This is a genomic window from Polaromonas sp. CG_9.11, from assembly GCF_015752225.1.
In the GTDB taxonomy this organism is placed as follows: Bacteria; Pseudomonadota; Gammaproteobacteria; order Burkholderiales; family Burkholderiaceae_C; genus Polaromonas.
Map to the genome: position 1 here is coordinate 33,437 of NZ_JADOVE010000008.1, position 26,123 is coordinate 59,559.

The following is a 26,123-nucleotide window of genomic DNA, read 5'->3' on the forward strand; positions in this document are numbered from 1 at the left end:
TCAATGGTGGATTTACTTGCGCGCAGCCTGAAACTCGGCGGGCTGGACAATTTGCCCCGTCTGGTTGGACCAGTTGTTCTTGGTGTAGCTTGACACGGCGGCCAGGTCGGTATCGCTCAGCGCTTTCCAGGATGGCATGGCACCGCCTGCGGCGCCATTCAAAAGAATCTGGATTTGCTTGTTGTGATCGGCATCCAGCACGATGGCTGATCCATCTAGAGGCTTGATGGGGCCGGCGCCCTTGCCGTTGGCCTGGTGACATGCAGCGCAGTTGGCGGTGTACACCTTTTCCCCGCGGGCCTTGAGGTCCACGAGCATCCAAACTTTCGACGGATCATCGGCCAGGGCAGCAGCCTCTTTGGCTTTCACGGCAACCCAAGCCGAATAGTCCTGAGCGGAAACCACCTTGACATGGATGGGCATGTAGGCATGCTCCTTGCCGCAGAGTTCTTGGCACTGGCCATAGAAGTCACCAATCTTTTCAGCACGAAACCAGGTGTCGCGCACAAACCCGGGAATCGCATCCTGCTTGATGCCAAAGGCTGGCACGGCAAAGGCATGTATCACGTCGTTGGCAGTCGTGATGATGCGGATTTTCTTGTTGACTGGAACCACCAGAGGATTGTCCACCTTGAGAAGGTAGTTGTCAGGTGCTGTTTCACCGGCTTTGGGTCCGCCGTTGTTGGACATCTGGCGCTGCGCAGTGTCCAGCGTCGAGACAAAGCCGATGCCTTCGCCCTCGCCCTTGATATAGTCGTAGCCCCATTTCCACTGAATGCCGGTCGCCTTGATGGTCAGGTCGGCGCTGGTGGTGTCTTTCTGGGCAACCAGAACCTTGGTGGCAGGCAGGGCCATGGCAATGACGATGACAAAAGGAACGATGGTCCAGGCAATCTCGACAACGGTTGACTCATGAAAATTGGCTGCCTTGTGCCCGACCGATTTGCGGTGTTTCAGGATGGAATAGAACATCACACCAAAAACAGCCACAAAGATCAGCACGCAGATGATCATCATGAACCAGTGAAGCCAGTGCTGCTCTTCAGCAATGCGGGTGACGGCAGGATGAAGATTGAGCTGGTTGACCGCCGGGCCGCCAGGCAGATCGTTGACGGCATAGGCAGCAGTGCTCAGCCAGGATGCTGCAAAGACACCTGCCGAGCCTGCATGCTGAAAGCCAAGCCGTGTCAATTTGCTCATGGAGTTGCTCAGGTTCATCGTGATCACTTTTTTTCTGCTTCAATTACTGATTGAATTAACCGATGATTATAAAGTTTGCGACAGGTCAAATTTCCAAAATCGGAAATGAGGCAGCAACATGCCGGCCATGGGTCAGCAGGTGCGCAAGGCAAAGCGTATTTCGCGGGCCAGCAGGGGCCGCAAATCTGGCCGGACATGGCGGCCCACCCGCACCGAGCGGCCCTGGCCCGACACTTCGATCAGGGAACCGTCTTCATTCTTGGGCTCGATGCGAACCCACTCCCGATTGAATGCGGCCCGCTTGGTCCGGCCAGCGGTTTCAAGTTCGATTACCAGTTGCCCGTCCTGCAAAAATATCTTTTCAAAATCGCCCGCATGACGCGAATAAACAACAAATCCGGTGCCAATCGCCAGCAAGGCAAATGTCATCACGACCGAAGCGTTCTGCGAAGACAAAACCGCCGCCACTCCAAGGCATGCAAGGCAGAGCGACAGATAGAACCATCCGAGTTGTGGCGGCGAGATCGCGCTGTGCCGCTTCAGACGCCATAGCACGACCGAGCCCTGGGTAGCGACATGGTTTGACGACAGGGTGGCAAATTGAAAAGCCGGAGACGATTGCAACATGGGACAACCCTCACGAAAACAGCAGGCAACGTGAAAAAACAGGAGAGGAAAACAGGCATGACAAGACTTGAATCTCTCTCAGACGACCTGGATTTATTGATTTGAACAGAATCTTTCTCAATCCTTTTTAGGAAAACCGCAAAAGCCTTAAACACAATGCATCAGAATGTTTTGCCACGCAGCAGGACCGACAGATCAACCCGAGGTGCTCGAACCGCTTTGCAGCATCCTGCGCATGTCTTCGACCGACACCGCACTGAGCGCACTCACCTTGAATTTCGGCCTGGCCTTCAGTGCATGGCCATAAATAACTTCGAACGTCAGCGACAGCCGGCCGTCGCTGCCTGTAAGTTGCGTTGCCAGTTCACGCTCTAGTCTTGACTTCCAAGCCCTGCCCCTTAAGCCTGCAAACCGGGCGGGATGAAAATTGCGGCCGAGTTCACCGAGTTCCTGCAGCAGGCGTTGCGGTGTTTCATACGTCAGCGTGATGCGCTCCATGTCCATCACTGGCTCGGCAAAGCCAGTTTGCACCAGCATGTCGCCCCAATCGTGCATGTCGGTCAGTTCATGGCCTGCGGGTGGCCAGCCCAGACGGGCGTACAGCGAACGCAGCTCTCGGGCGGTATCGGGTCCGAGGCATGAAAACATCAGGAATCCATCGACCTTCAGGGCGCGGTGCCACTGGGCGAGCAGCGCCTGCGGATCGGCGGATTCGTGCAGCGCCATGTTCGCCCACAGCATGTCCACGCTGTCCGGCGGCGGCATCTCGAAACGCACCGGCGCGGCGCGCCACTGGCTTGGGTTCCACCACGGTTTAACTATGTTTTTAATAGCTACCTGTGCCCGCCCTTCCTGCACCTCAGTAATAAAACATGCTGAATCTGGATAAGTTTTCGCGAGTTCGGCATGGGCCTTCAGTCCGCCGCGCAAGGCGCCCCAATGGGCCCAGGCCTGCGGCTTGAGCTTGATCCACTCCAGCCGGTCGCGCATGCGGCTGGCCACTTCCTCATGCAGCCAGGGTGATGTCAGGGGTGCCGTTCGCTGCCAGCGATTGACGGCGTTCGGATCGAGCGTGGGTGGACGCGAGGTGGTGGTCATGAGGGGTAATTCCGTTTTCAAATCAATCCGAGATTAGGCGCGAAGACGCAGTCAGTGTTGAAGCACGGCAAGGCGAAGCAACGACATATCGGATTGATTTGGGAACGGAACAATGGTGGCACAAGGTCGGGCCGAGTATATTGACACGGTGTTCCAACGCCTGCCTGCCCTTCGCCGATTCATGCCCAGCCTGGCCAGCCAGTGCGCCGTGTGCCACAGCTGGCCGGCAGCGCAGGTCTGCCAGCCCTGCCTGGCGCGCTTCATGCCGTGCCCGCCCTGCTGCGCGGTGTGCGCGCTGCCCCTGCCCACGCTGCTGCCGAGTGAACTGCCACGAACAGACCCGCGTCTTTGCGCCGCTTGCATGCGCCAGCGCCCGCCCATGGACGTCACGCTGGCCGCCGTGCCTTATGCCTATCCCTGGTCGGCGCTGATTTCACGCTACAAGTTTGGCGAGCAGCCCGGCTGGGCCGGTTTCTTTGCCGGCCTGCTGCTCCAGACGCCCGGGGTGGCGCAGGCACTGGGCGAGATGGACGCGCAGGACTGGCTGCTTCCCCTGCCGCTGTCGGCCGAGCGGCTGCAAACGCGCGGCTTCAACCAGGCGTGGGAACTGGCCAGCGCCCTGGCGCGCCAGTCCGGGACCCGGGCCCGGGCCGATACGCGGCTTCTGCTGCGGCTGAAGCACGCGCGTCCGCAAAGCCAGCTCGGGCGGGAAGCCCGGCTGTCCAATGTCAGGGGGGCTTTCCAGGTCGATCCGCTGCGCGCCAGCGAACTGGCCGGCCGGCGCGTGGTGCTGGTGGATGACGTGATGACCAGCGGCGCGTCGCTCTTTTCGGCAGCTCAGGCGCTGCGGGATGCCGGCGCGGCGCAGATTACGGCGGTGGTGCTGGCGCGCACGGCGCCCGCCTAGAATCGCCGCTCCATTCACCGCGCTGCTGCCTTCGTCGTCATTGATCCGCTGTTCAAGGCGCGGCCCTTTCCCCTCCCCTTGTCAACCCATGTTCAACATCGTCCTGGTCGAGCCCGAGATTCCACCCAACACCGGCAACGTGATTCGCCTGGCAGCCAACACCGGCTGTCGGCTGCACCTGGTCGAGCCGCTGGGTTTTTCAATGGATGACAAGCACATGCGACGCGCCGGGCTGGACTACCACGAGTACGCCCAAGTGCTGCGCCATGCCAGCTGGCCAGCATTCCTGGCCAGCGAGCAGCCAGTAGCTGAACGGCTGTTTGCCCTGACCACGCAGGGCTCGAGCACGATGTACGGTGCGCATTTTTTTCCGGGTGACTGGCTGGTGTTCGGCTCTGAAACCAAGGGACTGGCGCCAGAAGTACGCGCATCATTTGGCCCGGGCCAGCGTTTGAAAGTACCGATGCTCGCCGGCCAGCGCAGCCTGAACCTGTCCAACAGCGTGGCTGTCACCGTGTTCGAGGGTTGGCGGCAAAACGGTTTTGCCGGTGCCGCCCTGCCCGGCTGAGCCCGACGGCGTCAAACCACACGTTTCACGGGTAGCGCCGCACCAGCGATTCGGCCACGCACACCGGCTTGTCCGCGCCTTCACGCTCCACCGTCACGTTCCACGCCATCTGCAGGCCGTTGCCCTCGATCGGCTCGGCGCTCAGCAGCGTCATCCGGGCGCGCAAACGGCTGCCAACCGGCACGGGCGCGGTGAAACGCACCTTGTTCAGGCCATAGTTCACGCCCATGCGGCAGTCGATGATTTCCATCGACGACTCAAAAAACTTCGGCAGCAGCGACAGCGTCAGAAAGCCGTGCGCAATCGTCGTGCCAAACGGACCGGCGGCGGCTTTTTCAGGGTCAATATGAATCCACTGGTGGTCGCCGGTGGCCTCGGCAAACAGGTTGACCTGTTGCTGCGTGATGGTAAGCCAGTCGCTGACGGCGACTTCCTGGCCGGTGCAGGCCGCCAGGTCAGACAGGGTTTGAAAAGTTTTCATCAAGCCACTGTAGCCGGATGGCTGGTACGGGAAGCTGGCCGGGTGTCGGTTGGGTGACAGTCCGGGTGCAAAAACACCGCCGACAAAAATCTTGTTTGTTGCAGGTGGCGCTTGGCTTTTCCGCTATCGTTGCCCGATGCACGTACTCCAAAAAACCTGTTTCCAGCCCCGGCGGCTGGCCTGCACGACTGCAGCCGTGAGCCCTGAATGAACCACGCGCCGGTCTGGCTGATCAACAGCTTCATTTACCTGTCCGCCGCCGTGGTGGCTGTGCCATTGGCCAAAAAGCTCGGCCTGGGCTCGATCATTGGCTACCTGGCCGCCGGCATCGCCATCGGGCCGTGGGGACTCGGGCTGGTCACCAATGTGCAGGACATCCTTCATTTTGCCGAATTCGGCGTGGTGCTGATGCTCTTCCTGATCGGCATGGAGCTGGAGCCCAAGCGGCTGTGGAGCCTGCGCCGCCCCATCTTTGGCTGGGGCAGCGCCCAGATGCTGAGCTGCGCGGCGCTGCTGACCGGCACGGCGATGGCGTTTGGCATTGCCTGGCAGACCGCGCTGGTGGCCGGTTTGGGGCTGGCGCTGTCGTCCACGGCCATTGCCTTGCAGTCGATCCATGAACGCAACCTGATGCGCACCTCCAGCGGACAAGCCGGTTTTTCGATCCTGCTGTTCCAGGACGTGGCGGCCATTCCGATTCTGGCGCTGATGCCGCTGCTGGCGACGATTGATGGATCAAATGAGGCGCTGGCGCAGCCGCACCGGGCGCTTGAAGCTATAAAAATCATAGCTGTCATTGCCGGCATCATTCTCGGCGGCCGGCTGCTGCTGCGGCCGGTGCTGCGCTGGATTGCCAACAGCGGCACACCCGAAATCTTCACCGCCGCGTCGTTGCTGCTGGTGGTCGGCATTGCCGCGCTGATGCAACTCGTCGGCCTGTCGATGGCATTGGGCGCTTTTCTGGCCGGCGTGCTGCTGGCCGAAAGCGAATACCGGCGCGAGTTGCAAACCGACATCGAGCCGTTCAAGGCCTTGCTGCTGGGCCTGTTTTTCATCGCCGTCGGCATGAGCATCGACTTTGGCGTGCTGTGGAAATTCCCGGGCCAGATGCTCGCCATCCTGGCCGGCTTTCTGGGCTTGAAGCTGCTCGCCATCTACGGTCTGGCAACGGCGATGACGCTGCCCTGGCAGGAAAGGCCGGTGTTTGCCCTGCTGCTGGCGCAAGGCGGCGAATTTGCCTTCGTGGTGTTCCAGGCGGCGGCCGGCGCCCGGGTATTTTCGTCGCAAACCGCTTCGCTGCTGATCGGCGCCGTGGCGCTGTCCATGCTCATCAGCCCGCTGCTGCTGGTGGCCATCGACAAGCTGCTGCTGCCGCGCTATGTCAAGGGCAAGAAATCAACGATGGAAGAAATCTCCGAGCCGCAGGAAGCGCCGGTCATTATTGCCGGCTTTGGCCGCTACGGCCAGATCATCGGCCGCATGCTGTTGGCGCAGGGTATTTCGGCCACGGTGCTGGACCATGACGCCGACATGATCGAAACTATTCGCACGTTCGGCTACCGCGTGTTCTATGGCGATGCCACCCGGCTGGACCTGCTGCGCACGGCGGGCGCGGCCCAGGCCAAAATTCTGGTGCTGTCGGTCGATGACGTGGAGCAGTCGCTGAAAATCGTCGACATGGTCAAGGAGAACTTTCCACAGCTGCAGATCGTCGCCCGTGCCCGGGATGTGTCGCACTGGAACGCCCTGCGCGACCGGGGCGTGGTGCGCGTCGAGCGCGAACTGTTCGACTCCAGCCTGCGCAGCGCCCGCACGGTGCTCGAACTGCTGGGCCAGCCACAGGACGCCGCGCAGCAGGCCGCCGAACGCTTTCGCCAGCACAACCTGGCACTGTTCGAGCAGATGTACCCGCACCGCAACAACCGCGAAAAATTCATCGCCGTGGCCAAGCAGGGACGCAGGCAGCTCGAAGCGCAGATGAAGCTGGAGCGCGAGCAGTTGGTGCGGCAGGCGCAGGAAGCACGGGCTGAAATAGTGATCAAATAGGCTTCTTGCGCAACACTGACGGGCGTAATCAGCTACTATTTAAATAGCATCAAGTCACAACCCAGTTGCTCCCTGCATTGCAAAACTTCCAGGATTCGCCCATGACCCAAGCTGCCCCCACCGTTTTAAGCGCTGCCGAAACCGCCCTTGCCTTGCCCTACCCGGCATTGGCGCGACAGATTGAAGCCGTGCTGCGCGACCCGGCGGTGGTTGTCCCGGCGCGCATCGTGCAGCCGCTGCCGGGTGGTGGCAGCCTGTTCGTCATGCCGGCGACCGACGCCCGCGTCGCCATCACCAAGCTCATCACCTTCACGCCGGGCAACGCCAGCCGCGGCCTGCCCAGCATCCAGGGCGATATCGTGATGTTCGACGTGGTCACCGGCAGCCGGATGGCGATTCTGGACGGCCCGACCGTCACCGCGCGCCGCACGGCCGCCGTGTCGCTGCTGGCCGCGCAAAAGCTGGCCAGGCGCACCGACGGCCCTTTGCTGATCGTCGGGGCAGGTGTGCAGGGGCGCTCTCATCTGGAAGCCTTTCACGCCGGCCTGAGTCTGCAGGAAGTGTGGGTGGCTTCGCGCAACCCCGCCAGCGCCGATGCCTTGGTGCAACACGCCCGGACGCTGGGTCTGCGTGCCCGGCGGGTCGATGACGCCGACGCCGCAATGGCCGACTGCCCGATGGTCGTCAGCACCACACCGGCCCAGCAGGTCGCCTTGCGCGCCATGCCGGGGCCGGATGCGTTTGTCGCAGCCGTGGGCGCCTTCACGCCCGCGATGGTCGAGTGGGATGCCGAAATTTGCCGCCGCCTGGCCGCAGAAGGCACGCTGGTGGTCGATACCCGCGACGCCGACCATGAAGCCGGCGACCTGCTGCAGGCAGGCATCGACGTGACCGCCCTGCCGACGCTGGCCGATGTGGTGGGCAATACCGCGGCTTGGACCCGTCAGGCCGACCGGCTGGCCAGCGGCCCGGTGTTTTTCAAAAGTTGCGGATGGGGCGGCTGGGATCTGGCCGCAGCCCGCTGCATGGCCGACCCGTCCGCCTGAAAACCTGCGGGCTTTCCATCTTTCCCGGTTGCCGCCCTGATAAATTAGCGGCGCCTAGTGAAATCCGTCCCACAGCAGCTTGACCCCCGTCAAAAACATGCCGCCATACAGAATCCGGTAAAACCACAGCGGGCTGATGGTGCGGGCCATGCGCACGCCCACCCACACGCCAATGGGCGCCAGCGGCAGCAGCACCAGCGAGGTCGCCATGTTGCGCCAATCGAGCAGGCCCAGCCAGGCATAGGGAATCCACTTGGACAGGTTGATGACAAAAAAGAAAAACGCCATGGTGGCGGTGAACTTGACCGGGCTCAGGCGCAGCGGAATGACATAGGCGCTGATTGGCGGGCCGCCGGCATGGGCGACGAAGCTGGTGAACCCCGAGGTGATGGTCAGCAGCGCGCCCAGCCATTTTGGCGGCGGTGCACTGTCAGGCCGAGGGGGAAACAGCAGGCGCTGCGCCAAAAACAGCAGCGTGAAAGCGCCTACAAGGGCCGCGACCGTCTGGGCATCAAGCACCCGGAACAGCAGTGCGCCCACCACCGTTCCCACCAGGCCAAAGGGCACCAGAAATTTCAGGAGCTGGAAGTCAAAATCCTTGCGGAACGCGGCGATGCCGAGCAGGTCCATGAGCAGCAGCAGCGGCATCAGGATCGCAGCGGCCTGCGGCACGGTGATGGCCAGCGCCATCATGGGCACCGCCAGCGAACCAAAGCCGGCGCCAAAGCCGCTCTTGCTGATGCCCAGCAGCAGCACGGCCGGCACGGCGACGGTGTAAAAGAAGGGGTCGGTGATCAGCGGGAAGTCCACGGCGGCAGGTCTTTCTGGCCCGCGCCGGGCGGCAAGGCGGGCGTGGCGACAACAAAGTGCGCCATGTTACCCGCCGTGCAGCAAGCGCTGGCCGCACGACAATAGCCGCATGCTGGCAGACATTCAATCCTGGGGAGAAACGCTGCGCCTGCTGGTCGAACTGGCGGGCACGGCTGCTTTTGCCGTGTCGGGCCTGCTGGAAGCGGCGCGCAAAAAGCTCGATGCCGTCGGCGTCTGCGTGGTCGCCTTTCTGGCGGCCTTTGGCGGCGGTACGCTGCGCGACCTGCTGCTCGACCAGCGGCCTTTTTTCTGGGTCTGGCATGTCGAACTGCTCTGGGGCGTGATGGCGCTGTGCGTGCTGGCGATGCTGTTCTTGCGCCAGCACCATTTTGAAGTGACCGAAAAGTCCATCCAGTGGCCGGATGCGCTGGGGCTGGGCCTGTTCACGGCGACCGGCGTTCACCTGGCGCTGGATGCGCAAATGCCGATGCTGGTGGCGGTGCTGATGGGGCTGACCACCGGCGTGTTCGGCGGCGTGCTGCGCGACATGGTCTGCAATGAAGTGCCCACCGCATTTAGGGACCACCGGCCGTATGCCGTCTGCGCCTTTGCCGGCGGCTGGGTGTATGTGGGGCTGTGGCTGCTGGACGCGCCGGGCTGGATGGCGCTGGTGGCCTGCGCCACCGTGACGGCCGGCTTGCGCCTCGTGGCGCTGTGGCGCAACTGGGAACTGCCGGCCTGGCGGGTCTGAGGCGGCAAAGTTCCGGCGGCATCCAGCGTGCCGTCGCGCCCTGGATCGACACGGCGCAAGCGCCGCATTCCACCGGTCAAGATCCAGTCGCTCAATCCATGCTGGCGCCGGAATCCTTGACCACCTTGCTCCACTTGGCCGATTCCTTCTGGATGAAGTCGGCAAACTGCGCCGGCGTTTCGGTGTAGACCTCGGCGCCCTGGTCATTGATCTGCTTTTTGACGTCCGGCTTGGCCAGCACCTTGACGATGGCCGCGTTGAGCGTGGTGATGACGGCGGGCGGCGTGGCAGCCGGCGCAAACATGCCGAACCACGAGGTGGCCTCGTAACCGGGTACGCCGGCTTCGGCGATGGTCGGCACGTCCGGCAGTTCCGGCGAACGTTTGGCCGTGGTCACGGCGATGGCGCGCAGCTTGCCCGAACGCACATGCTGGATCGCCGAGGGCATGTTGTCGAACATGATGCCGACCTGGTTGCCCAGCAAATCGGTTACGGCCGGCGCGCTGCCCTTGTAGGGAACGTGCTGCATGTCGACGTGGGTCATCGACTTGAACAGCTCGCCCGACAGGTGGATGGAACTGCCGTTGCCCGCCGATGCAAAGTTCAGCTGGCCCGGATGCGCCTTGGCAAAGGCAATCAGTTCCTTGACGGTCTTGAAGGGCTGCTTCGGGTTGGCGACCAGCAGGTTGGGCACATTGGCCACGCGGGTCAAGGGCGCAAAGTCCTTGACCGGATCGAAGGGCATCTTTTTGTACAGCGCCGCATTGATGGCATGCGTGCCGACGGTTCCCATGAACAGCGTGTAGCCGTCAGCCGCCGCCCGGGCCGCGGCCTGGCCACCGATGTTGCCGCCTGCACCAGCGCGGTTGTCAACAATCACGGTTTGGCCGAGTTCTGCGGTCAAGCCCTGGGCGACGATGCGCGCCAGGATGTCGGTGGTGCCACCGGCGGCGAAGGGCACGATGATGGTGAGGGTCTTGTTCGGGTAGGCCGCCTGCGCCGCTGCGGGCACGGCAGCCAGCAGGCCGGCGCCCAGCAGGGCCGCAGACGCCAGCGCGCCGAGGCTGAATTGACGGCGTGACGCCTGGTTGAAATCAGATGAATGCGACATGGAGAAAGTCCTCGATAGAAAGGGTTGTTGGAAATCTGTGGGCTGGAGCGCATGGGTTGTGGCCAGCCAACGACTTTTAAGCATCAAATTGGCTTTTCGCGCAGGATGCATATACGCTTTTAGCTATTAATTCAGTAGCAATAACTCAGAGGGGTGCCGTACCCAGCGTGGTGCCGCCGCAGACGTACAGCACCTGCCCGGTGACAAAACCGTTGTCGGGCGACAAAAAGAACATCGCCGCGCGCGCCACATCGCCCGCCGTGCCCATGCGGCCAACGGCAATGCTGTCCAGGATGCGCTGCGTCTGCGGCGCGCCTTCGGGGTTGCTCTTGCGGAACAACTCGGTGGCAATCGGCCCGGGACCGATCGCATTGACGGTGATGCCGTCACGGCCGAGTTCCATGGCCAGCGTGCGCGTCATGCCGATCATCCCGGCCTTGGTCGCCGAATACACGATGCGGTCCACCTTGCCCAGGGCGGCGCGCGAGGACATGTTGACGATGCGGCCCTGACCGCAGGCGCGCAGGCTGGGTAAAAAGGCCTGTGTCAGCAGCATGGGCGCGCGCAGGTGCAGGCCGACCACGTCGTCCAGCGAGGCCGCCGTGGCCGTGTCGATGGTGCCGGGCCGCGTGGCGCCGGCATTGTTGACCAGCGCGGTGACGTGGTGTCGGGCAGCAATCTCGGCGGCACGCTCGCGCGTTGGCGCGTCTTGCGTCAAGTCGGCCTGGTAGGACACCAGTTGCGCATGCTCCCAGTCCGGCATCACGTGGTCGAGGTTCACCACCTTGCGGCCTTGGGCCAGCAGGGCTTCGGCAATGGCGCGGCCAATGCCGGAGCTGGCGCCGGTGACGACCGTGACGTCATCCAGGGCGGCAGTCATGGTGTTCAAACCTTTTCCAGGATCACGGCAATGCCCTGCCCCACGCCGATGCACATGGTGCACAGCGCATAGCGCCCGCCCGTGGCATGCAGGCGATTGACCGCGGTGATGGCCAGGCGCGCACCGCTGGCGCCCAGTGGATGGCCCAGCGCAATCGCGCCGCCCCAGGCGTTGACCCGGGCGTCGTCGTCCTTCAAGCCCAATGCGCGCAGCACGGCCAGGCCCTGCGCGGCGAAGGCTTCATTGAGTTCGATCACATCCATCTGGTCAAGGGTCAATCCGGTCAGCGCCAGCACCTTCAGCGTCGCGGGCGTCGGCCCAAAGCCCATGATGCGCGGCGCCACGCCGGCTGTTGCCATGCCGACCACGCGGGCACGCGGCTCCAGGCCATTTTTGCTGGCCGTGGCTTCATCGGCCAGCAGCAAGGCGCAGGCGCCATCGTTCACGCCCGACGCATTGCCAGCGGTCACGCTGCCGTCGGGACGCACCACGCCCTTGAGTTTGGCCAGCGCTTCGAGGCTGGTTTCGCGCGGGTGTTCGTCCTGGCTGACGATGACCGGCTCGCCCTTGCGCTGCGCCACGCTGACCGGCACGATTTCGCGCGCCAGGTGGCCGGCCTTTTGCGCGGCCACGGCATTGAGCTGGCTGGCCAGGGCCATGCGGTCCTGGGCTTCGCGTTCAATGCCGAAGTCGGTGGCGACGTTCTCGGCCGTTTCCGGCATGGAATCGACGCCGTACTGCGCCTTCATCAGCTTGTTGACGAAACGCCAGCCGATGGTCGTGTCGTACACGGCATTGCTACGGGAAAAAGCGCTTTCGGCCTTGGGCATGACGAACGGCGCGCGGCTCATGCTTTCGACGCCGCCGGCAATCATCAACCCCGCTTCGCCGGACTTGATGGCGCGCGCGGCGGTGCCCAGCGCGTCCAGCCCCGAGCCGCACAGGCGGTTGAGGGTGGCGCCCGGCACTTCAATCGGCAGGCCGGCCAGCAACGCGCTCATGCGGGCGACGTTGCGGTTGTCCTCGCCGGCCTGGTTGGCGCAGCCGTAGATCACGTCGGTCACGGCCTGCCAGTCCACGTTCGGGTTGCGCGCCATCAGCGCCCGGATGGGAATCGCGCCCAGGTCGTCGGTGCGGATGCTGCTCAGGGCACCGCCGTAGCGGCCGAAAGGGGTGCGGATGGCGTCGCAGATGAAGGCTTGGTTCATGGTCATTTGGTGGGTCTCTTTCTTTGGATGTCAGGTTGTCAGTTCGATGCAAAATTTTGAATTCAGTCGGCCTGCGCCATGATCGGCAAGCCAATCAGCTTTTCAAGCTCGGCATGCGCCAGCCCCTCCACCCTGTCAATGAGGCGCAGGCCCTGCGGCGTGCATTGCAGCGTGGCCAGTTCGGTGTAAATGCGCTTGACGCAGGCGATACCGGTCAGCGGGTAGCTGCACTGCGCCACCACCTTGCTCTGGCCTTGTTTGGTCAGCAAATCCATCATGACCCAGGTTTGCCGGGCGCCGACGGCCAGGTCCATCGCGCCGCCGACGGCCGGAATCGCGCCCGGTTCGCCGGTGCTCCAGTTGGCCAGGTCTCCTGTGCTAGATACCTGAAACGCCCCCAGCACGCAGATGTCAAGGTGGCCGCCGCGCATCATCGCGAAGCTGTCGGCATGGTGAAAATAGGCGCCGCCCGGCAGCAGCGTGACGGGCTGCTTGCCGGCGTTGATGAGGTCGTAGTCTTCATCGCCCGCAGCGGGTGCCGGCCCCATGCCGAGAATGCCGTTTTCGCTTTGCAGGATGACCTCGCGCCCGGCCGGAATATGGTTGGCCACCAGCGTCGGCATGCCGATGCCGAGGTTGACATAGGCGCCGTCATGGATGTCCTGCGCCACGCGTTTGGCCAATTCTTCCTTGCTTCTTTTTTGATAGCTATTCATGCCCATTCCTTATGCGCGAGAGGCCAATTTGGCACTTATTTTGATGCCGCCCGCCTGGGTGGCGACACGCGCGATGCGCACCACCTGGCTGACATGGATGCCCGGCGTCACGATGTTCTCGGGGTCGAGCATGCCCAGTTCGACGATCTCATGCACCGTCGCCACCGTGTGCCGGGACGCCATGGCCATGACCGGTCCGAAATTGCGCGCCGACATGCGGTAGGTCAGGTTGCCCCAGCGGTCGCCCTGCTCGGCCTTGATCAGGGCCACATCGCCATGAATCGGGTATTCGAGCACGTGATGCTTGCCGTTGATCTCGCGCGTTTCCTTGCCCTTGGCCAGTTCGGTGCCATAGCCCGTCGGGCAGAAAAAGGCGCCGATACCGGCCCCCGCCGCACGGATGCGTTCGGCCAGATTGCCCTGCGGCACCAGTTCGAGCTCGATGCGGCCGCTGCGGTACAGGCCATCAAATACCTGGCTGTCGGCCTGTCGCGGAAAGCTGCAGATGATCTTGCGCACGCGTCCTGCCTTGAGCAGGGCGGCCAGGCCGGCCTCGCCATTGCCGGCGTTGTTGTTGACGACGGTCAGGTCTTTGGCGCCCTGCGCGATCAGGCCGTCAATCAGTTCGGTCGGGTTGCCGGCGGTGCCGAAGCCGCCAATCAATACCGTCGAGCCGTCTTTGACATCGGCGAGGGCATCGGCCACCGACCGGGCAATCTTGTTGATCATTGATGGGTCTCCAGAAGGCAGGAATATCTGGCGAAGTCATGGCAAAGGCCATGAAGCAAAAAACCAGATGATGGTCTTATTTGTTCGCAATAAGAACAACTGTTCGTATAATGAATTTTAGGAGATTTAAACCGCCATGGCAACTGCCAGAACCCCAACCCTTGCGAGCACGGATGTCGCGCCTGCGACAAAGCGCGCGTCACCCGCGCCCGGCGACAGCTATGTGCAGTCTTTTGCGCGCGGCCTGGAGGTGATTCGCTCCTTCAGTGCGCAGTCGCCCCGGCAAACCCTGTCCGAAGTGGCCGCGCGCACCGGCCTGACGCGCGCTGGCGCACGGCGAATTTTGCTGACGCTGCAAACACTGGGTTATGTGGAAAGCGACGGCAAGCTGTTTCGCCTGACAGCGCGCATGCTGGACCTGGGTTTTGCCTACCTGTCGTCGCTGCCGATCTGGAACCTGGCTGAACCCCTCATGGAAACGCTGGCCGGCCGGGTCAAGGAATCGTGCTCGGCGGCGGTGCTGGACGGCACCGACATTGTTTACGTCATGCGCGTATCGACCCACAAGATCATGAGCATCGGCCTGGGCGTCGGTTCGCGGCTGCCAGCCTACTGCACCTCGATGGGCCGCATGTTGCTGTCGGCCTTGCCGCCGGATCAGATGCTGCGGGTGCTGCAGGCGTCAGAACGCACTGCGCGGACCCGCTACACGGTGACCGACATCAACGAGTTGGCCGCCAAAATCGCACAGGTGCGCACGCAAGGCTGGTCGATGGTCAATCAGGAACTGGAAGAGGGTCTGGTGTCGATGGCGGCAGCCATTACGGATAGAACCGGCCAGACGGTGGCGGCGCTCAATATCAGCGGCCAGGCCAACCGGACCAGCGCCAAGGTCATGCAGGAAACGATGCTGCCCGCATTGCTGGAAGCGGCGCAGAGCATCTCCCAGAGGCTGAGCCTGCAGCGCACCTGAGACGCCGATCCTGGCGCCAGGAGCCGAAAGCTCCCTGTAAAGGCATTTGGAGCAGGTCTCAGGATTTACGCGAACCCATCACCAGCACGATGGCGCCCAGGGCGATGGCGCCCAAGCTGAGCCACTGGGGAATGTTGACGGCTTTCTTTTCAGTGACCGTCAGTTCCATGGGACCGATTTTGGCGGCGGTCGTGTCCTGGGTGAAACTGAATCCGCCGGTAAAAAATCCGGCCAGGCCGGCCACGATCAAAATAATGCCTGCAATGCGCGCTGCGTTCATCGAATTTTCCTTGCCGGGCTTGTGGGTCTTTGGGCGGCCCCGCCCCGGAACTGCGCCACCCTGCGAATAATGTAAGGACTTGCTTTGAACTTGTCTGTAGGACGTTACCAGCGGTAAATTGCCGATGGGCCTGTAACCATCCGCTCAGGACAAAAAACCCGGCAGTTCGAGGAAAGAGACCACGTGATACGCTCTTGCCATGTACACGCCCTCCCAAGCCGATGTTCGCCGGTTTTTTTGCTCCGTTTATGCCAAGTCGCTGACCAGACAACCGCTGGAAGCTATTGAAACCATAGCAAGCCAATGGATGGATGAACATCCTGAACACCACGCCGACTTCAAGGACGCAGATGCTGCGCTTGAGAAAATGTATGACGTGGAAGGTGGCAAGACCAATCCCTTTTTGCACCTGTCGATGCACCTCTCGATCAGCGAGCAGTGTTCCATCGACCAGCCGCGTGGCATTCGCCAGGCGGTCGAATTGCTGACTGCCCGGCGCAATTCCCTGCATGAAGCGCACCATGAAACCATGGAATGCCTGGGCCGGATGGTTTGGGAAAGCCAGCGTTCAGGCCAACCACCCGAGGGTGCAGCCTATATCGAGTGTGTCCAGCGTCACGCCACGCGAGATTGATCGCTGTCAGGCTACCGCCGGTCCGCCATGCACACGCAAAAAAGCCGCTTGTTCAGCGGCTTTATTACTTCCCGGCCGGTTCGCCGAATCAGCGAAAACGGCTTTCGGGAACCACCTTCAGGTCACCCTGAACGGATGACAGGTAGTTGGACATGGCTTTGAGTTCGGCATTGGTGTACTGCTTGGCCATGGCACCCATGATCGGATGGGCGCGGCCAACCTTGGCGTTGGGATTGGTGCCGTTGTCTGACTTGTAGGCCTTCAGCGCCACGTACAAATAGTCGGCATGCTGGCCGGCAATCTTGGGATAGGAAGGATCGATGGGCTTGTTGAAATTGGCGCCGTGGCAGGAGGCGCAATTGGCCTTGTTCAGCAACGCCTGAACTTCTGCGCCGGCCTCTTTGGCGGGCTTGTCAGGCAACTGGGCATCGGCTACCAAACCATGCACACTGTAATAGGCTGACAGGTCGGCAATATCCTGGTCGGTCAGGGTGGCAGCAATGCCGCGCATGGTGGGGTGCTTGCGGCTGCCTTTTTTATACTCATACAGCGCAGAAGAGAGATACCCGGCACTCTGGCCCGAGATCATGGGCACTTTGTAAACCTCGGGAAAGGAGGCCTGATAGCCCTTGATACCGTGGCAGCCAATGCACATCGCGTTCTTGGTTTGGCCGGCGTTGGCATCGCCCTTGATGTCTTGGGCAAAGCTTGCGACCGTCACTGAAGAGAGGGCCAAGGCAACTATCGAGGTGAACAGCTTATTCATTTTGCGCGCACAATCCGGTGAAAAGTCATCGTTTAAACAACGGTGGATTATATCTGGGCCTGTCTGCATCCGGACCGTTGCCGATAATCTCACCCAACACCCCATCCATGTCAATACGTTCATCGCAAAACCCATGAAATTTCAAGGCTCAAAAAACTACGTTGCCACGCCGGACCTGATGCTCGCGGTGAATGCCGCATCGACGCTGACCCGGCCGCTGCTGGTCAAGGGCGAACCGGGTACTGGCAAGACCATGCTGGCTGAGGAAGTAGCCCAGGCCTTGAATCTTCCGCTGCTCCAGTGGCACATCAAGTCCACCACCAAGGCACAGCAGGGGCTGTATGAATACGATGCCGTTTCGCGCCTGCGCGATTCGCAACTCGGCGATGAAAAGGTCAAGGACATCCACAACTACATCGTCAAGGGCGTGCTGTGGCAGGCGTTCACTGCAGACGAGCCGGTAGCCCTGCTGATTGATGAAATCGACAAGGCCGACATCGAATTCCCCAACGACCTGCTGCGCGAAATTGACCGCATGGAGTTTTATGTCTACGAGACGCGCGAGCTGATCAAGGCCAAACACCGGCCGCTGGTGTTCATCACCTCGAACAATGAGAAGGAATTGCCGGACGCCTTCCTGCGCCGCTGTTTTTTCCATTACATCAAGTTCCCTGATGCCGACACCATGAAGCAAATCGTGGACGTGCATTTCCCGACGCTCAAAAAAGAACTGCTGGCCGCTGCGATGAAAACGTTTTACGACGTGCGCAACCTGCCCGGCTTAAAAAAGAAACCGTCCACCAGCGAACTGCTCGACTGGCTCAAGCTGCTGGTGGCCGAAGACATTCCGCTTGAAGCGCTGCAAAGCAGCGACCAGAAAGTCTCAGTACCGCCGCTTCTCGGCGCGCTGCTCAAGAACGAACAGGACGTGACACTGTTCGAAAAGCTGGTATTCATGCAGCGCAACAACCGTTAACCGTGAAAGCACCTGCATGAACCAGCGATCGTTGTGGATAGAAGGCCTGTCCGATGCCATGGGTTTTCTGGGCGGCGCGCTGCTGGGCTTCTGGGCCGGGCATCTGCTGGGCCTGGACATTTTTTCGCCAGGCTACGGCAACAGCACCATTGGCGCCATCTTGCTGGTCGGGCTGGGCGGCGGTCTGGGCCTTCAGCTGGCGCGGCGCTGGCGTGCCACGCTGGCGCAAAAGCGCGATGAAAGCCAGTGAACCAGCTGGACATGGCATCCCTGCCCTGTTCAGGGCGAAGCTGCATTGTTCAGTCCCTGGTAGTTGCCGAAAGAAACCATCGTCAAGCGAAAGGACTTGAATTGCATGCGATTCATTGAACCCATCACCCTGACCGGACGACAGTGGGTGCTCCTGGAGCCGCTGGAAAGCAGGCATGAGTCCGGACTGCTGGAGGCAGCCAGGGACGGGGAACTCTGGAAGCTCTGGTACACAGCCATTGCCAGCCCGGACGCCGTGATCGGCTACATGAACGACGCCCTGAAAATGCGCGACGAGTCCGGCGCCTTGCCGTTTATCGTGCGCCGCAAATCGGACCAAAAAATTGTCGGTTCCACCCGCTTCTTTCAGGTGGACCCGAAGAACCGCCGGCTGGAAATTGGTCATACCTGGTACAGCCAAAGCGTTCAGCGAACCGGATCGAACACCGAGGCAAAGCTGCTGTTGCTCAAGCACGCCTTTGAAAAGCTGAACTGCATTGCGGTGGAATTTCGCACCCACTGGTTCAATTTCGACAGCCGGGCGGCCATTGCCCGCCTGGGTGCCAAGCAGGACGGCGTGCTGCGCAACCACCAAATCTCGCCCAACGGCACGTTGCGGGACACCGTGGTGTTCAGCATCATTGCCAGCGAGTGGCCCACCGTCAAGGCGCACCTGTTGCATCAACTTGGCAAACCACGCGACCGAATGTCAAATACACCATGCTGATCGATTTTTTCTATACCTTGCGCTCGGCCAAGCTGCCGGTTTCGGTCAAGGAATTCCTGATGCTTCTCGAAGCGCTGCAGGCCGGCGTGGTCGGCCCCAACAGCGGCAAGGCCGACGGACCCGATGGCGAGATTAGCGAGAGCGCCTACAAAATTGACGATTTCTATTACCTGAGTCGCACCGTGCTGGTAAAGGACGAAAAACACTACGACAAGTTTGACCGCGCCTTCGCCAGCTATTTCAAGGGCGTGGAGATGATTGCCGACTTCACCAAGGACATTCCGCTCGAATGGCTGCGCAAAAACCTTGAGCTTGAACTCAGCCCGGAGGACAAGGCAAAGATTGAAAAAATGGGCTGGGACGAGCTCATGGAAACACTCAAAAAGCGGTTTGAAGAGCAAAAAGAACGCCACGAGGGCGGCAGCAAGTGGATAGGGACCGGCGGCACCTCGCCCTTCGGCGCCAACGGCTTCAACCCGCAAGGCATTCGCATAGGCCAGGAAAAAAGCCGCAACCGAAGCGCCGTCAAGGTCTGGGACCAGCGCGCCTACAAGGACTACGACGACACGCAGGAACTGGGCACGCGCAATATCAAGGTCGCGTTGCGCCGCCTGCGCAAATTCGCCCGCCAAGGCAACCAGGAAGAGCTGGACCTGGATGACACCATTCGAAGCACCGCCGCGAACGCCGGCTGGCTGGACATCAAGATGGTGCCCGAGCGCCACAACAACGTGAAGGTGCTGCTGCTGATGGACGTCGGCGGCACCATGGACGACCACATCCACCGGGTGGAGGAAATGTTCTCCGCCGTCAAGGCAGAGTTCAAGCACCTGGAGTTCTATTATTTCCACAACTGCGTTTATGACTTCATGTGGAAGAACAACCGCCGCCGTTTTGCCGAGAAGTTCTCCACCTGGGACATCATCCGCAAGTACAACAAGGACTACAAACTGATCTTCGTCGGCGATGCGACCATGAGCCCTTACGAAATCCTGCAGGCTGGTGGCAGTGTGGAATACAACAATGAGGAAGCCGGCGCCGAATGGCTGCAGCGGCTGACCAACGCCTTTCCGAAATTTGCCTGGATCAACCCGGAGCCGCAGGGCATCTGGCAATACCGCCAGAGCATCAGCGTGATCCAGCAACTGATGGGCCAGCGCATGTATCCCCTGACCCTCAAAGGACTGGAAGAAGCCATTCGCCTGCTCTCAAAATAATGTCAACGTAAACTCGGGCTCGTGATCCATCCCAGTACCCACTGCGCGCGAACGGCCATTGATGCAACTCCAATTCCTGCCCGTGTTGCGCTCTCTTCTTTTGCCCTGACGGCGCTGTTCCTTGTGTCTGCTGCCAGTGCACAAACTGCGCCACCAGAAGGCCCGTCGATGTCTTCTTCATCCACACCGCCTTCCAGCGTCCAGCAAACTGCGCCTGCGCCTGAACCTCCGCCCGAAACAGTCGAACCCGAGGTCACACCGCAAGGCGCTGTCGGCCCGACCAGCGCCGAGCCCGAAGTGACTGCTTTTGACATATCGGTTCGCGCTCCGTCAGAAGTTCGCGAAATGGTTGAAAAGCACCTTGAACTGCAGCGCTACCGTGCCGTCACCGATCTGGACGAGGCCGAGCTGGCGCGCCTGATCGTGCTGGCCGAACGCAATGTCCGCAACCTGGTGGGTACGCTGGGCTACTTCAGCCCCGACATCCGCATCACGCGCGAAGGCGGCATGAATGAGCATCCCGTTATCGTGGTTGCCGTTGACCCCGGTGAAGCCACACAGATTGGTCCGGTTGCCATCACTTTTGCGGGTGACATTGCCGGCTCGCCTGACACCGACGCGATGGCGCAGCGCACTTCAATCGAGCGCGACTGGCGCTTGCCAACCGGTCTGCGTTTCACCCAGGATGGCTGGAGCAGCGCCAAAACCCAGGCTTTGCGTCAACTGGTCGCCCGCCGTTATCCGGCAGGCAGGCTGGCTGGCAGCCTGGCCGACGTGGATGCCCCGGCGCGGCGCGCCAGCCTGACAGTCAACCTGGATTCCGGCCCGCTGTACCGGCTTGGACCGATGCAGGTCAGCGGCGTGGAGCGCTATGACCCGGTGCTGGTACCCCGTCTGGCGCGGCTGAACGAGGGAGAGGTGTATGACCTGAACCGGCTCGTCCAAGCACAGTTGCGCCTGGCGTCCAGCGGCTACTTTGATTCGGCCTATGTTTTCATCAATCCCGACAACGACCCGCTGGCGGTTCCCGTGCAGGTGCAGGTGCGCGAAGCCAAGCTGCAAAAAATCATTGTGGGCGTTGGCGTGACCACTGACAGCGGGCCGCGCGCCTCGGTGGAGCACACGCATCTGCGGGTACCCGGCACGGGCTGGCGCGCCGTGACCAAGCTCCAGCTGGAAAAAAAATCGCCGTTTGCCCAGACCGAATGGACGTCCATTCCAGACGAAGCCAACTGGCGCTGGGGCGTTCTGGCGCGTGCCGAGCGCATCAATGACGAGGAGTTGATCACCCAGGCGCAGCGCCTGCGATTTGGCCGCTCGCAAATTGGCGACCGGATTGACCGCAACATATATCTGCAATACGACCGGGCCAGCGTGCAAGGCGCAGGGCTGCTGGGCAATTCAGCGGCCGCTACCGGCGACGGCTCGGCGCTGACGGCCAACTACGTCTGGACCGGCCGCTACTTTGACAGCCTGCCTTTTCCCAGCCGGGGCTATGCCCTGGGCGTTGAACTGGGAGCCGGAACCACGCTGGGTCAGGACCGCCAGCCGTTTACACGCACAGTGGGCCGATGGATGGGAATCAAGCCATTGGAAAGCGGCCGGATCGCGATGCGGGCGGAAGCTGGTGCGGTACTGGTCAAGGACACTGCGAATATACCGGCCACCCAGCTGTTTCGCACCGGCGGCGACAACACGGTGCGGGGCTACGGCTACCGCGACATTGGCATTGCACTGGCCAACGGCGCGATTGGCCCGGGCCGATACCTGGCTGTCGGCAGCGTCGAGTGGCAACGACCCATCACGCTCCGGGGCCGGTCCAGCGAGTTTGAACACACGGTGTTTGTTGACGCCGGCGCAGTGGCTGACAAGCCGCAAGACCTGCGGCCGTCCTTCGGTGTCGGAACCGGTGTTCGCTGGAAAAGCCCGATCGGCCCCCTGCAGATTGACCTGGCCTACGGTCTGAAGGTCAAACAGGCACGTCTGCACATCAGCGTCGGGTTCGTTTTCTGATGGCTGCACCCAACACCCCCAAAGGCGAGTCCGCCATTGCCGCCCAGCCAGCGAGGCGATGGCTGACAAGGGCTGCCTGGACAGCCGCGGGCGTGGTAGCGCTGGCTGTTGGCACGACGGGTGTGCTGTGGTGGTGGGCGGGCACCGAAGGCTCGCTGGCCAAGGGCCTGCGCTGGGTCAGCCAATCCCAGCCGCTGACCTTCGGAGAGGCAACAGGCTCCTTGCGGGCTGGCGGGCATATTGACCAGTTGCACTGGCAGCAAGACGGCATTACCGTCGATGCACGCGATGTCAGCCTGGCCTGGCAGGCTTGGTCCTTGCTTGAGGGAACGCTCAAGCTCGACCGCCTTGCCGCTGCCAGCGTTGAGGTCACTGACCTGCGCGCCCCAACCCCTACGCCGAATACACCGCCCAACGCGCTGGGCCTTCCCTTACGGATTGCGCTGGACGAATTCTCGCTGGGCCAGTTTCGGTTTGCAGGAAAGACCGCCTTCACGGCCTCCGCGATTGCGGGGAGCTATCTCTACACCGGCCTGCTACATCAACTTGACCTGAAAAGCGTGAGCATCGCCAAGGGTCGCTACAGCGGACGCGCCTCACTCACGGCCGCCGTCCCGCTGACGCTCGATGCAAGCCTGTCCGGCACGCTGGATGCGGCCATTCCCAATGGTGCAGCATCGGTGCCGCTGACATTCCAGACGACCGCCAACGGACCCCTCACAGAATTGCTGGTCAAGGCCGAACTGCAAGTCATCCCACCGGCTGCCGGTGCACAAAAACCAACCGAACAGCCCCAGGCGAGTGCGACCGCTCGCGTCATGCCCTGGGCGGCGCAGCCCTTGCCGCAAGCCGATGCCACCTTCCGCGACCTGGACATCGCAGCCCTGTTTCCAGACATGCCGAAAACCCGGCTCACCGGCAGCGGCAGTGTCAGGCCGCTTGAAGACAATACCCCTGCCGCTCCAACTGCCGCACTGCAGGCCTGGGCCCTGCAGCTGAAACTCGTCAACGCCCTGCCAGGCCCCTGGGACCAGCAACGCCTGCCGCTGGAGCAACTGGACACCCAGGGCGAATGGCGCAATGGCGCGGCCCTAGTGCGTAGCCTCAAGGCGCAACTGGCTGGCGGCGAACTGCTCGCCAGCGGCCAATGGACCCCGCCCCCGCCCGCTGGCGAAAACGCAGCGGCGGCCCCGACCATGTCCGAACCAATTTGGAAAGTCAATGCCACGCTCAAGCGCATCAACCCGGCACAGCTGCACACCCAGCTGGCCCCCCTGCCGCTGGACGGCAAGGCCGAAGCCAGCGGCCAGGGCGCCAGCCTGCGGTTCGATGCCAGCGTGCAGACCGCTTCAGGCACAAACGCGTCCGGCAGCAGGCCAGCGCCCCGGACACATTCCGGCCAGAATAACTTTTTGCGGCAGTTGCGCCTGCGTGATGCCAGCGCCACTGGCACCTGGAACGCACAGCAAGCCGGCGGCACGCTGGCGCTGTCGGCGCTTCAGGTCCACACCGACGATGCCGAGCTGAAGGGCCAGCTCGAAGTCCAGCCTGCAGGAAAAGGGGTTCAGGGTGCGCTGGACCTGACCGCTCCTGGTCTGAGCGCCCGGTTCAATGGTGCCTTGCGGCCCACCAGCGGCGACGGCGAATTGCAACTGCGGGCTGGCGATACAGCGCAGGCCTTGCGCTGGCTGCAAAAACTTCCCGGCATGCCAGCTGCGGTATTGAACGCATCGGCCAGCGGCAACGCCGGGCTTCTGGCCCGCTGGCAAGGCGGCTGGCAGACCCCTGCCGTGCAGGCAACGCTGGAAGTCCCGTCGCTCGACTGGATCGCGGCCACACCCGAGGCCCTGACACAGGGAAAAATCACTACAGCAATGCCCACAGCGCCGGTTGCGGTCACCGCAACCGGCGCTAGTCTGTTGAAAATCCGTGAACTGCGGGCTACGCTTTCCGGCCGCCTGAGCCAGGCGCAACTGCAAGCGCAGGGCCGCGTTGAAATCGACCAGCGCCGATACGCACTGCAACTGGCAGGCGATGGCGGGCGCGTGCAAACGGCGGGCAACGCCAATGCCGGGCTGAACGAGGTGCCCTGGCAAGCCGTGGTCAGGCAACTGAGCCTGAGCGTTGACGACCCCGCCCTGGGCGCCGGTGCCTGGCGGCTGGCCACGCGCGGTCCGCTGCCGCTCAGGTGGACACCCACGCGCAATGGCGGCGCCTTTGAAAGTGGCGCTGGCGAAGCGCTGTTGACTGCGCCATCCACCAATGCATCAAGCGCTGCGCCATCACAGGCCACACTGTCCTGGCAACCCGTGCGCTGGCGATCCGGCGAACTCGTGACTGCTGGAAAAATCACAGGCCTGCCAATGGCCTGGGTTGAATTGCTCGCCGGTCCACAGATGAAGGGCGCTGGCTTGGGCGGCAGCCTGGTGTTCAACGGTCAATGGGATGCCGTGCTCGGCGACACCCTGCAACTCAAGGCCAGCTTGGCGCGCAGCAGCGGCGACATCACCGTGCAGGCCGAAGGCGTGCAAGGCAATTCGGCGCGCGTGGCAGCTGGCATCAAGCAAGCCCGTCTTTCGCTGGAAACCGCAGGCGACGCCTTGAGCCTTGCATTGGTCTGGGACAGCGAACGCGCCGGCACGGCCAGCGGCCAGCTCAGGACACGGCTGGCTCGCGCTGCCGACGGGCAAGGCGCCATCGGCGGATGGCTCTGGCCGGAAGATGCGCCACTGAACGGCCAAATCAAGGCGCAACTGCCGCGCATCGGCGTCTGGTCCTTGCTGGCGCCGCCCGGCTGGCGCCTGCGCGGCTCGCTCGGGGCGGATGTCACCATCGGCGGAACACGTGCTGCCCCCAGCCTGGCGGGCGATTTGCAGGCCAATGACCTGGCATTGCGTTCGGTCGTCGATGGCATCGAATTCGGCAATGGCCGCCTGCGCGCCCGGCTCGACGGCACCCGCATGCGCATCGACGAATTCACCCTTCAGGGCGCAGGCGAAAAAGGCACTGGCGGCAGCCTGACTGCCCAGGGCGAAGCAGGCTGGATCGACGGGAAGCCGCAGGTGCAGCTTGATGCCAAGTTGCAGCGGCTGCGCGCCAGCATCCGCACCGACCGTCAAGTGACGGTGTCGGGTGATGTCCAGGCCAGACTCAAGGGGGACGAGGCTGAACTCACGGGCAAGCTGCTCATCGACCAGGCGCGCATCCTGCTGCCCGAAGAAGGCACGCCACAATTGGGCGATGACGTGGTGGTGCGTACCACCAGCGGTGCGGCGGCAGGCCGGAAGGCCCCCGAGAAGACCAGCACCCAGACCATCGACAAGGCGCCACGGCCACTCAAGCTGGCCGTAGAGATCGACCTGGGACGCGATTTCCAGATTCAGGGCAAGGGCATTGACACGCGGATTCGAGGCACGCTGACGCTCAGCGGCAACTCGCTGACCGGTCCGCGCCTGCTGGGCACCGTCAGGACCGCTGGCGGGCAATACCGCGCCTATGGCCAGCGGCTGGATGTCGAACAGGGCCTGATCCGCTTCACCGGGGCGATTGACAACCCGACGCTCGACATCCTGGCCGTTCGCCCCAACCTGACACAGCGTGTTGGCGTGCAAATCACCGGCACGGCTCTTCTGCCCAGCGTTAGGTTGTATGCGCAACCCGAATTGCCGGACGCGGAAAAGCTGTCATGGCTGGTCGTGGGAAGGGCCTCGGCTTCGGGCGGTGCTGAAGCAGCCCTGCTGCAGCAGGCCGCGCTGGCGCTGTTGGGCAGCAAAAGTGGCGGCATGTCCGGTGGTCTGGCCGCATCGCTGGGTCTGGACGAGTTGTCGTTTCGGGGCGCATCGAGCAACGCGGACGGCACGGCCTCCGGTGGCGCCGTCACACTGGGCAAACGATTTTCACGCAATTTTTACGCGGCGTACGAACGCAGCATTTCTGGCGCACTCGGAACACTGTTTGTTTTTTACGATCTGTCGCAGCGCTTCACGATCCGCGCCCAAGCTGGCCAGCAAAGCGCGGTGGACCTGATTTTTACCATTCCCTACGACTGATGCGATAACCGCCGGCATTTCAACCGGGTCTGATCAGCGCATACAATTGCCGGTTCTTTGC

The 26,123-nt window shown here is 62.3% G+C and carries 25 protein-coding genes; 13 read left to right on the forward strand and 12 right to left on the reverse strand.

Annotated features, from left to right (window positions below; translation table 11 throughout):
• Positions 1-12: 12 nt before the first annotated feature.
• From coxB to IWX85_RS08415, 3 genes are all read right to left on the reverse strand, one after another.
• Positions 13-1,218, reverse strand: a complete 1,206-nt coding sequence (coxB, locus tag IWX85_RS08405) for a cytochrome c oxidase subunit II (protein WP_370584250.1) — start codon at positions 1,216-1,218, stop codon at positions 13-15.
• Positions 1,219-1,332: 114 nt separating this feature from the next.
• A complete protein-coding gene (locus IWX85_RS08410) occupies positions 1,333-1,827 on the reverse strand; it encodes a DUF2244 domain-containing protein (RefSeq protein ID WP_036805923.1) in 495 nt (164 codons plus the stop codon).
• 195 nt (positions 1,828-2,022) lie between these two features.
• Positions 2,023-2,925, reverse strand: coding sequence for a methyltransferase domain-containing protein (locus IWX85_RS08415; protein WP_036805926.1), 903 nt, complete (start codon positions 2,923-2,925; stop codon positions 2,023-2,025).
• 181 nt (positions 2,926-3,106) lie between these two features.
• On the opposite strand from IWX85_RS08415, the gene IWX85_RS08420 reads away from it, so the two are divergent.
• Together IWX85_RS08420 and IWX85_RS08425 are read left to right on the forward strand one after the other, a co-directional pair.
• Complete coding sequence (locus IWX85_RS08420; RefSeq protein WP_196869441.1) at positions 3,107-3,832, forward strand: ComF family protein; 726 nt, start codon at positions 3,107-3,109, stop codon at positions 3,830-3,832.
• Positions 3,833-3,920: 88 nt separating this feature from the next.
• A complete protein-coding gene (locus IWX85_RS08425) occupies positions 3,921-4,400 on the forward strand; it encodes a tRNA (cytidine(34)-2'-O)-methyltransferase (protein WP_196869442.1) in 480 nt (159 codons plus the stop codon).
• Positions 4,401-4,425: 25 nt separating this feature from the next.
• Here the strand turns inward: IWX85_RS08425 and IWX85_RS08430 are convergent, their stop codons facing one another.
• A complete protein-coding gene (locus tag IWX85_RS08430) occupies positions 4,426-4,881 on the reverse strand; it encodes a MaoC family dehydratase (protein WP_036805936.1) in 456 nt (151 codons plus the stop codon).
• Between the two features lie 207 nt (positions 4,882-5,088).
• On the opposite strand from IWX85_RS08430, the gene kefC reads away from it, so the two are divergent.
• Positions 5,089-6,927 (forward strand): glutathione-regulated potassium-efflux system protein KefC, encoded by a 1,839-nt coding sequence (gene kefC, locus IWX85_RS08435; RefSeq protein WP_196869443.1) that lies wholly within the window; start codon positions 5,089-5,091, stop codon positions 6,925-6,927.
• A 101-nt stretch (positions 6,928-7,028) separates the two neighbouring features.
• Positions 7,029-7,973 (forward strand): delta(1)-pyrroline-2-carboxylate reductase family protein, encoded by a 945-nt coding sequence (locus IWX85_RS08440; protein WP_196869444.1) that lies wholly within the window; start codon positions 7,029-7,031, stop codon positions 7,971-7,973.
• A 54-nt stretch (positions 7,974-8,027) separates the two neighbouring features.
• Here IWX85_RS08440 and IWX85_RS08445 read toward each other — a convergent pair whose 3' ends face one another.
• Positions 8,028-8,783, reverse strand: coding sequence for a sulfite exporter TauE/SafE family protein (locus tag IWX85_RS08445; protein WP_196869445.1), 756 nt, complete (start codon positions 8,781-8,783; stop codon positions 8,028-8,030).
• Positions 8,784-8,892: 109 nt separating this feature from the next.
• Between IWX85_RS08445 and IWX85_RS08450 the strand changes: the two genes are divergently transcribed.
• Positions 8,893-9,534, forward strand: coding sequence for a trimeric intracellular cation channel family protein (locus tag IWX85_RS08450; RefSeq protein WP_196869446.1), 642 nt, complete (start codon positions 8,893-8,895; stop codon positions 9,532-9,534).
• 91 nt (positions 9,535-9,625) lie between these two features.
• Here the strand turns inward: IWX85_RS08450 and IWX85_RS08455 are convergent, their stop codons facing one another.
• From IWX85_RS08455 to IWX85_RS08475, 5 genes are all read right to left on the reverse strand, one after another.
• Positions 9,626-10,645, reverse strand: coding sequence for a tripartite tricarboxylate transporter substrate binding protein (locus IWX85_RS08455; RefSeq protein WP_036805960.1), 1,020 nt, complete (start codon positions 10,643-10,645; stop codon positions 9,626-9,628).
• Positions 10,646-10,790: 145 nt separating this feature from the next.
• Positions 10,791-11,525: an SDR family NAD(P)-dependent oxidoreductase gene (locus tag IWX85_RS08460; RefSeq protein WP_036812478.1), complete on the reverse strand. Its 735-nt coding sequence runs from the start codon at positions 11,523-11,525 to the stop codon at positions 10,791-10,793.
• Positions 11,526-11,530: 5 nt separating this feature from the next.
• The gene (gene pcaF / locus IWX85_RS08465; protein ID WP_196869512.1) at positions 11,531-12,733 is read right to left on the reverse strand and encodes a 3-oxoadipyl-CoA thiolase; all 1,203 of its coding nucleotides are present in this window, start codon (positions 12,731-12,733) and stop codon (positions 11,531-11,533) included.
• A 62-nt stretch (positions 12,734-12,795) separates the two neighbouring features.
• Positions 12,796-13,449 (reverse strand): 3-oxoacid CoA-transferase subunit B, encoded by a 654-nt coding sequence (locus IWX85_RS08470; RefSeq protein ID WP_196869447.1) that lies wholly within the window; start codon positions 13,447-13,449, stop codon positions 12,796-12,798.
• A 9-nt stretch (positions 13,450-13,458) separates the two neighbouring features.
• Positions 13,459-14,178 carry a 3-oxoacid CoA-transferase subunit A gene (locus IWX85_RS08475; protein WP_196869448.1) on the reverse strand — a complete coding sequence of 240 codons (720 nt, stop codon included), beginning with the start codon at positions 14,176-14,178 and terminating at the stop codon, positions 13,459-13,461.
• Positions 14,179-14,314: 136 nt separating this feature from the next.
• Here IWX85_RS08475 and IWX85_RS08480 point away from each other — a divergent pair, with 136 nt between their 5' ends.
• Entirely contained in the window at positions 14,315-15,151 is an 837-nt protein-coding gene (locus tag IWX85_RS08480) for an IclR family transcriptional regulator C-terminal domain-containing protein (RefSeq protein ID WP_036805967.1), read from the forward strand.
• A 58-nt stretch (positions 15,152-15,209) separates the two neighbouring features.
• Here IWX85_RS08480 and IWX85_RS08485 read toward each other — a convergent pair whose 3' ends face one another.
• Positions 15,210-15,431 carry a hypothetical protein gene (locus IWX85_RS08485; RefSeq protein WP_036805970.1) on the reverse strand — a complete coding sequence of 74 codons (222 nt, stop codon included), beginning with the start codon at positions 15,429-15,431 and terminating at the stop codon, positions 15,210-15,212.
• A 199-nt stretch (positions 15,432-15,630) separates the two neighbouring features.
• Between IWX85_RS08485 and IWX85_RS08490 the strand changes: the two genes are divergently transcribed.
• The gene (locus IWX85_RS08490) at positions 15,631-16,065 is read left to right on the forward strand and encodes a DUF1841 family protein (protein WP_036805973.1); all 435 of its coding nucleotides are present in this window, start codon (positions 15,631-15,633) and stop codon (positions 16,063-16,065) included.
• Between the two features lie 88 nt (positions 16,066-16,153).
• Here IWX85_RS08490 and IWX85_RS08495 read toward each other — a convergent pair whose 3' ends face one another.
• A complete protein-coding gene (locus IWX85_RS08495; RefSeq protein ID WP_196869449.1) occupies positions 16,154-16,831 on the reverse strand; it encodes a cytochrome c in 678 nt (225 codons plus the stop codon).
• Positions 16,832-16,964: 133 nt separating this feature from the next.
• On the opposite strand from IWX85_RS08495, the gene IWX85_RS08500 reads away from it, so the two are divergent.
• From IWX85_RS08500 to IWX85_RS08525, 6 genes are all read left to right on the forward strand, one after another.
• The gene (locus tag IWX85_RS08500) at positions 16,965-17,807 is read left to right on the forward strand and encodes a MoxR family ATPase (RefSeq protein ID WP_036805979.1); all 843 of its coding nucleotides are present in this window, start codon (positions 16,965-16,967) and stop codon (positions 17,805-17,807) included.
• Positions 17,808-17,823: 16 nt separating this feature from the next.
• Positions 17,824-18,057 (forward strand): hypothetical protein, encoded by a 234-nt coding sequence (locus IWX85_RS08505; protein WP_036805983.1) that lies wholly within the window; start codon positions 17,824-17,826, stop codon positions 18,055-18,057.
• A gap of 105 nt (positions 18,058-18,162) precedes the next feature.
• Positions 18,163-18,783, forward strand: coding sequence for a GNAT family N-acetyltransferase (locus IWX85_RS08510; protein ID WP_196869450.1), 621 nt, complete (start codon positions 18,163-18,165; stop codon positions 18,781-18,783).
• Entirely contained in the window at positions 18,777-20,000 is a 1,224-nt protein-coding gene (locus IWX85_RS08515; RefSeq protein WP_196869451.1) for a VWA domain-containing protein, read from the forward strand. Before IWX85_RS08510 ends, IWX85_RS08515 begins: the two co-directional genes overlap by 7 nt.
• Before the next feature lie 168 nt (positions 20,001-20,168).
• The gene (locus IWX85_RS08520) at positions 20,169-22,013 is read left to right on the forward strand and encodes an autotransporter assembly complex family protein (RefSeq protein WP_231379639.1); all 1,845 of its coding nucleotides are present in this window, start codon (positions 20,169-20,171) and stop codon (positions 22,011-22,013) included.
• Positions 22,013-26,062, forward strand: a complete 4,050-nt coding sequence (locus IWX85_RS08525) for a translocation/assembly module TamB domain-containing protein (RefSeq protein ID WP_196869452.1) — start codon at positions 22,013-22,015, stop codon at positions 26,060-26,062. Before IWX85_RS08520 ends, IWX85_RS08525 begins: the two co-directional genes overlap by 1 nt.
• The last annotated feature ends 61 nt before the right edge of the window (positions 26,063-26,123 follow it).